The following is a 6458-nucleotide window of genomic DNA, read 5'->3' as shown; positions in this document are numbered from 1 at the left end:
CGCGCGCTCGACACCGGCAGGCGGGTGGCGCGATCCGGCCTGCACCGCTGGCGCGCGGCCACCCCGGAGATCCGGCGCGCGCTGGCCGGCGGGCTGGCGGCGCTGCTGCTCGTCGTCGGCGGTCTCACCTATTGGGCCACCAGACCGGCGAGCGAACCGCCGCCGGTGACCGGGTTGACCCTCGCCCAGCTGCGGCAGACCGATGCGTGCGCCTGGCTCGGCGAGGCCATCGGCGACGCGGTCCCGGTCGCGCCCGCCCCGCTCGCCGCCGACACCTGGAAGCTGGACCAGTCGCCGTCCTGGGGGTGCTTCGCGACCTCCAACCGGACCTCGCTGAGTCTGGAGCTGGGCACCGAGGACATGTACCTGACGCCGAACCAGAACGTCGTCGACGGTGTGCCGATCATCGACGGCAGTGCGGCCGCCTGCACCAGGGCCATCGCGAGTCCGGGTGCGGAGGGTCCGGCGGGCATCGTCATCACCCTCTCACCGCCGAGCGGGGTCAAGGGGTGCGACGGCATCGACTACATCGCGGCGAATATCGCCCGGTCGCTGTCGTCCGCGCCGCGTGTGGAGCATCAGGAGTCGTCCTTGGCGCTGGTCGAGCCATGCACCCTGCTCGATCGTGACCTCGTCGCCGCCAAGATCGGCAGACTGCCGCCTGCGCCGACGATCGCGGACGCGCACACCTGTCAGTGGAACGGCAGCGTGCAGCTCAGCGTGAAGCTCGTCAGCAAGAGCAGGTACACCTCCGGCACCGAGCTGGTGACGATCTCCGTCGACGGGTTCCGGCTCTACGTCGACCAGCCCACCAGCACGATGGCCATGTGCACCAGGGCCTACCTCGTACCCCAGTCCGAGACGGAGACGGTCGAGGTGTCGGTGCACGGCGCCGAGGGCATGCGCGAGGACTACTGCGCGATCGCCGGTGAGATCCTGCGCTCGGCCGCGGAGAAACTGGCGAACCGCTGAGATCCCCGTCCCCCGTCGGCCCCGGGGCATACTCGATCCCGGGGACCCACCACGAAAGGGACAGCGATGGACCAGCTCGGGGTAGCGGTAGTCGGGTACGGCCTGGCCGGGTCGGTGTTCCACGCGCCGCTGATCGCCGCCGATCCACGGTTGCGGGTGGCGGCGGTGGTGACCTCGTCCGAGGAGCGGGCGGCGAAGGCGCGGGCCGAGCATCCCGGTGTGCGAGTGGTACCGAACGCCGACGAGCTGTTCACCGATCCGGCGGGAATCGACCTGGCGGTGATCGCCACGCCCAACAGCAGTCACGCGCCCTTGGCGTTGCGGGCCCTGGCCGCGGGTCTGCCCGTGGTGGTCGACAAGCCGTTCGCGGTGACCTCCAGCGACGCCGACGCGGTGGTGACCGCTGCCGAGGACGCCGGACTCGCGCTGAGCGTGTTCCAGAATCGCCGCTGGGACAACGACTTCCTGACGGTGCGCGCGCTGCTGGACGCGGGGGAGTTCGGCGAGGTGCGGCGATTCGAGTCCCGGTTCGAACGCTGGCGTCCGGTCACCAAGGGCGGCTGGCGTGAGCTGGGCACCGCGGCCGACGGCGCGGGCATCCTGTTCGATCTCGGCAGTCACCTGGTCGATCAGGCCCTGACCCTGTTCGGCCCGGTCACCGAGGTCTATGCCGAACTCGACCGCCGCCGCCCCGGCGTCCAGGCCGACGACGACGCCTTCATCGCCCTCACCCACGCCTGCGGCACCCGCTCCCAGCTGTGGATGAGCGCCGTCGCACCACAATTGGGCCCCCGGCTGCGCGTGCTCGGCTCCACCAGCGGCTACACCGTCCACGGTCTGGATCCGCAGGAGGACGACCTGCGCGCGGGCCGCCGACCCGGTGACGGCGAACCGGGTTGGGGCACAGTGCCGCCGGACCGCTGGGGTACCTTCGGCGCGGGCGACGACCTGCGGGCCGTTCCCACCGTGCCCGGTGACTACCCCGCCTTCTACGCCGGCATGGCCGCCGCCCTCCTCGACGATGCCCCGGTCCCGGTCGACCCCCGTGACGCCGTGCACACCTTGCGCATCCTGGAGTACGCCGTCCACGTGGCGGGCCGGGACGAGCCCTGACCGGGCGCGATCCGACCCGGTCAGGGAACCGCGATCAGTGGACCGCGGGCCCGAGCGCTTCGACCTGCACCGCGACCACGCCGGTCAGAATGCCGCGCGCGACCGCGAGCAGCTCGGCGACCTCCGGTGAGGTGAGTGCGTAGGTGACCGACTGCCCGTCCCGGCGCGAGGTCACCAATCCGGCCCGCCGCAGCACCGACAGCTGCTGGGACAGGGTCGCCGCCTCGACGCCGACCTCGGGCAGGATCTCCGCGACCACATGTGGCCGCGCGCTCAACAGTTCGAGCACGCGAATCCGCACGGGATGCCCGAGGGTTTTGAATAAGTCGGCCTTCATCTGATACAGCGGCCGCTGTGTCCCCGGCACGAACGGCTAGATCTCGAGCTCGGCGTCGATGTCGGCGAGGCGACGGCGAGCGAGCGCGAGATTGCCGCGGGCGCGGTCCATGGCGAGGTAGAGGAACAGGCCCTTGGCCCGGCGCGCCTTGGAGGGCCGGATCAGGTGGTACTGCCCGCTGAGGGTGATGAGCACGTCCTCGATTCCGTCGTCGATGCCGAGCTGCTCCATGGTGCGGACCTTGGCGCGCAGCACCTCGGTGTTGCCCGCGGCGGCGACCTGTAGATCCAGGGTCTTGGATCCGCCGAGCGCGCCGAGGGTCATGCCGCTGGTGTAGTCGACGATGCAGGCGCCGAGCGCCCCGTCGAGCAGCATCATTTCCTTGAGTGCGATATCCATGTCCGCCAAGGGATTTCCTTCCGAATCGGAGCGGTTGACCGTCGATGGTGACGCTAGGTCAGTGGCGGGAGTTCCGTCGGCCGAATCGACCCGGAATTGTCCGAAGATTGGCAGTTTGCAAGTTATGCAAACAGTGGACAGGCGGGTGGACAGACGAAACGGGCGGGACGAAAGCCGTCCCGCCCGTTCGGAATCCGGAGTCAGAGCTTGCGCGAGCGCAGCTCGTGGCCCTTGGAGGTCTTGCAGCGGCCCGATTCCAGGTCCCACTGCCAGCCGTGCAGGTTGCAGGTCAGGTTGTTGCCTTCCACCACACCGAATTTGGAGAGGTCGGCCTTGAGGTGGGGGCAGCGGCGCTGGACTTCCCAGCCGTCGAGTTCGGTGACGGCGGAGTCGTCGTGGGCCTCGGCGAACCAGCCGTCGGCGTAGGCGATGCGCTCGTCGGTGAGGCACTTGAAGAAGGTGTAGAGGAACTCGTTGTAGCCGCCGATGCGCCACGCCTGGAAGCGGGTGGACAGGAAGATCGTGTTGACCCAGTCCGGCTCGTTGTCGCGCAGCACGGTGCGGACCAGCTCGGGAGCGATCCGGAAGCCGTAGCGGTAGCGGCCCTCGCCCTCGATCGGCGCGCGGACGGTGCGGTGCGGGAAGTCCAGCACCACGGTCTCGTCGCCGATGACCAGGCCGACCGGGTACCCGATGCCGTCGCTGATCAGCGCCGACTGCTTCATGATCGGCTCGAACAGCTCGCGCAGCGGCTCGAGCAGCGAGCCCTCGCCGGTCTCCCAGGATGCCTTCTCGGCGGCCAGCACGGGTGCGAACCGCTCGGCCATCTCCGCGATGTAGGCGGCCTTGTCGCCGTAGATCCGGTCCGGATCGAAGGGGTGCGCGAGGTCGAGCTCCTTGCCGCGCACGTCGGCGACCGAGCCCGGGATCATCAGGATGCCACCGGCGTTGCCGTGGATCTCCATCTGCTCGAGGAACACGATCTGGTCGGGGAAGATGTTGCCTTCCTCGCCGCGGTCGTCGTTGAGATAGCGCAGTTCGTCGTCGAGGAACACCGGCGGGCCCGCCGAGGGCACCACCCAGGTCGCGCCGACCTGCTCGATGTAGGAGCGGGCGCGGTCCATGCCGCGCTGCCGCTTCTGCTTGCCGAAGTTGGCCTTGGTGCGGGCCGGGATGTCGTAGACGGCCGGGTACCAGATGGCGCCGGAGTACTGGAGCAGGTGGATGTCGATGTCGCCGAACGCCTCGTGGATGACGTCCATGTCCACCGGGCGCGCGTCGTTCATGTTGAAGCAGGTGGTCTCACCGTCGGAGATGAGAATGCCGGAGTCGCCGATCGGGCCGTCGGCGGGCGCGCGCAGCGCCACGATCATGATGTCGAGCGAGCCCTTGGGGCCGGTGACGGTGTGCTTGACCGAGTCCTCGGTCTCGAAGAACTTGGTGAAGCCCAGCGCCTCGAGCTCGCGGCGCAGATCCGGCACCGGGTAGTCCGGCAGCAGGATCGTGGCGTCCTTGTTGACGTACTTGCGCAGATGCGCGGCGTCGAAGTGGTCGCGATGCAGGTGCGAGACATACAGGTAGTCGACATCGCCGAGCGACTCCCAATCGAGCTGGGAGTTGTCCGGGAACGGGAACCACGAGGCGAAATACGCGGGATTGACCCAGGGGTCGCACAGGATCGTCCCGGCCGTGGTTCGGATGTGGAAGCCTGCGTGTCCGACGCTGGTGATCTGCACGAGCTGTTTCCTCCTACCAGTATCTGATTCGCCGGATCGGGGGCCCTGCGTGGTCACGCAAGCTGCCGCCTCCGGACCCTGGCTGCTCCGGCGGACCAGCCAACCAGGGTAGTGGCTAAACCGTGACGTCACCGATGCAGTAGCCCTCGGCGGTCGGTACCACGGTGAAAGTCCGCACCCGCGTGCCCCCCGGCGAGGTGGTCACCGGGACATGAACTGCCAGGTAGTCGCCGCGAACCTGCTCGGATCGTAGCTCGTCACCGGTATAGGAGGTGACATTGCCTACTTTGCCCGAGTCGCCGGCCAGCGGGGGTGCTGTGGGGTTGCCGGTGCCCTGGGGATCCCAGGTGGTGAGGCTCGCTTTGCAGGTCAGCGGATGGGTGTCTTCGATGTCGGCCGGATCGAGCGGTTTGCCGGTGGCGCGCGCGAGGTAGCGGCGGACGGTGTGGCGGGCATCGGCTTCGTCGTAACCGGGCTCGACGCCTGCCGCGAACACCCGGCCACAGGCGTAACCGGTGGCGACGGCATCGCGCTCCACGGTGACGGTGGTGGTGCGGTTTCGCCAGGTGACGGTGTCGGCGGTCGCGGTGCCGGGCTGGCCGAGCGCGGCGAGGATCGACTGCGGGTCGGCGTACATGTCGGCGACCGTGCGCGGCGGGATGGTCCAGCACTTGGCCTGCAGTTCGGCGACCGTGCTCGTCTGCAGGTCGGCGGCCCAGCGGCGGACCGCGGTCACCGCGTCGGCGTCGCCGGGCACCGCGCCGACCTGCGGCGCGTCGGCGGGCAGCGGGGTGGTGGCCTTCGTCGGCGCCGGTTCGCCGGGGGCGATCGCCTGGGTGGCGGTGGACGTGGTCGGAGGTGCCGTCGCGGTCGTGGTGCCCGCCGGTGCCGGATCGTCACCGGGGATGCCGGAGACCGAATCGCACCCGGCGATCAGCGCCGCGGTGACGGTGAGTCCCGCGGCCAGCGCGACGGCGCGGTGCGGGCGGGGACGGGGCAGAGCAGGCGGGGTCGGCTGCGCGCGTTCCACTACGACGTTCCTCATTCCTGGGCCGTGGCACGATCTGCGACTACGCTAGCTGAATTGTGGAACCCGTCTACCGGTCGATCATCGGCCTGGCCCGAACCGTCTTCTTCCTCGAAGGTCTGAAGTTCACCGTGAAAGGCGCGGAGAACATCCCCGCGTCCGGTGGTGCCGTGGTGGCGATCAACCACACCGGCTACATGGACTTCACCTACGCGGGACTGCCCGCGCGCACACCTGGTCGCTACATCAGGTTCATGGCCAAACAGGAGGTGTTCGACAACAGCATCTCCGGCCCGATCATGCGCGCCCTCAAACACATCCCCGTGGACCGCACCGCGGGCGCCGACTCCTACAAGTCGGCGGTGAAGTACCTGCGAGCAGGCGAGCTGGTCGGCGTCTACCCCGAGGCCACCATCAGCCGCAGCTTCGAGATCAAGGAATTCAAGTCCGGCGCGGCCCGGATGGCACTCGAGGCCGACGTCCCGATCATCCCGATCGTCATCTGGGGCGCCCAGCGCGTCTGGACCAAGGGCTTCCCCAAGCGCCTCGGCCGCACCAACACCCCCATCTCGATCGCGGTCGGCGCCCCGATCAAGCCGTACGAACCGGCCGCCGAGCTGACCGCCCAGCTCCGGAGCACGATGCAGGGGCTGCTGGCCGAATTGCAGGAATCCTACGAGCACGAGCCCGGCGCCTACTGGGTCCCGCGTCGCCTCGGCGGCAGCGCCCCGACCCTGGAGGAGGCCACCGCACTCGACGACGCCGAGGCCGCGGAGCGCCTCGCCCGCAAGGCCGCCCAGCGGGAGCAGCCGGAAGCCTGATCCCGACCGACTCGCTCCCGCCGCCGCGCCCTCAGCGCGGTATCCGGCAGCGA

General features: G+C 69.4%; 7 protein-coding genes. 3 read left to right on the top strand and 4 right to left on the bottom strand.

Annotation, left to right across the window (positions count from 1 at the left end):
* Together V8688_RS21455 and V8688_RS21450 are read left to right on the top strand one after the other, a co-directional pair.
* Nucleotides 1-972, top strand: a 972-nt coding sequence (locus V8688_RS21455; protein WP_342801559.1) for a DUF3558 family protein, incomplete at its 5' end; no start/stop codon positions are given.
* Between the two features lie 66 nt (nt 973-1038).
* Nucleotides 1039-2085 (top strand): Gfo/Idh/MocA family oxidoreductase, encoded by a 1047-nt coding sequence (locus V8688_RS21450; protein WP_342801558.1) that lies wholly within the window; start codon nt 1039-1041, stop codon nt 2083-2085.
* Nucleotides 2086-2119: 34 nt separating this feature from the next.
* Here the strand turns inward: V8688_RS21450 and V8688_RS21445 are convergent, their stop codons facing one another.
* The 4 genes from V8688_RS21445 to V8688_RS21430 form a co-directional block, all read right to left on the bottom strand.
* Nucleotides 2120-2422: a metalloregulator ArsR/SmtB family transcription factor gene (locus V8688_RS21445; RefSeq protein ID WP_342801557.1), complete on the bottom strand. Its 303-nt coding sequence runs from the start codon at nt 2420-2422 to the stop codon at nt 2120-2122.
* 36 nt (nt 2423-2458) lie between these two features.
* Nucleotides 2459-2830: a hypothetical protein gene (locus tag V8688_RS21440; protein WP_218717469.1), complete on the bottom strand. Its 372-nt coding sequence runs from the start codon at nt 2828-2830 to the stop codon at nt 2459-2461.
* 191 nt (nt 2831-3021) lie between these two features.
* Nucleotides 3022-4557, bottom strand: coding sequence for a Rieske 2Fe-2S domain-containing protein (locus V8688_RS21435; protein ID WP_218717470.1), 1536 nt, complete (start codon nt 4555-4557; stop codon nt 3022-3024).
* 115 nt (nt 4558-4672) lie between these two features.
* The gene (locus V8688_RS21430) at nt 4673-5602 is read right to left on the bottom strand and encodes a hypothetical protein (protein ID WP_342801556.1); all 930 of its coding nucleotides are present in this window, start codon (nt 5600-5602) and stop codon (nt 4673-4675) included.
* A gap of 41 nt (nt 5603-5643) precedes the next feature.
* Between V8688_RS21430 and V8688_RS21425 the strand changes: the two genes are divergently transcribed.
* A complete protein-coding gene (locus V8688_RS21425) occupies nt 5644-6405 on the top strand; it encodes a lysophospholipid acyltransferase family protein (RefSeq protein ID WP_342801555.1) in 762 nt (253 codons plus the stop codon).
* The last annotated feature ends 53 nt before the right edge of the window (nt 6406-6458 follow it).

The organism is Nocardia sp. No.11 (genome assembly GCF_038752175.1).
Taxonomy (GTDB): domain Bacteria; phylum Actinomycetota; class Actinomycetes; order Mycobacteriales; family Mycobacteriaceae; genus Nocardia; species Nocardia canadensis.
Note: the sequence above shows the minus strand (reverse complement) of the source record. Positions and strands in the feature narration are given on the sequence as shown.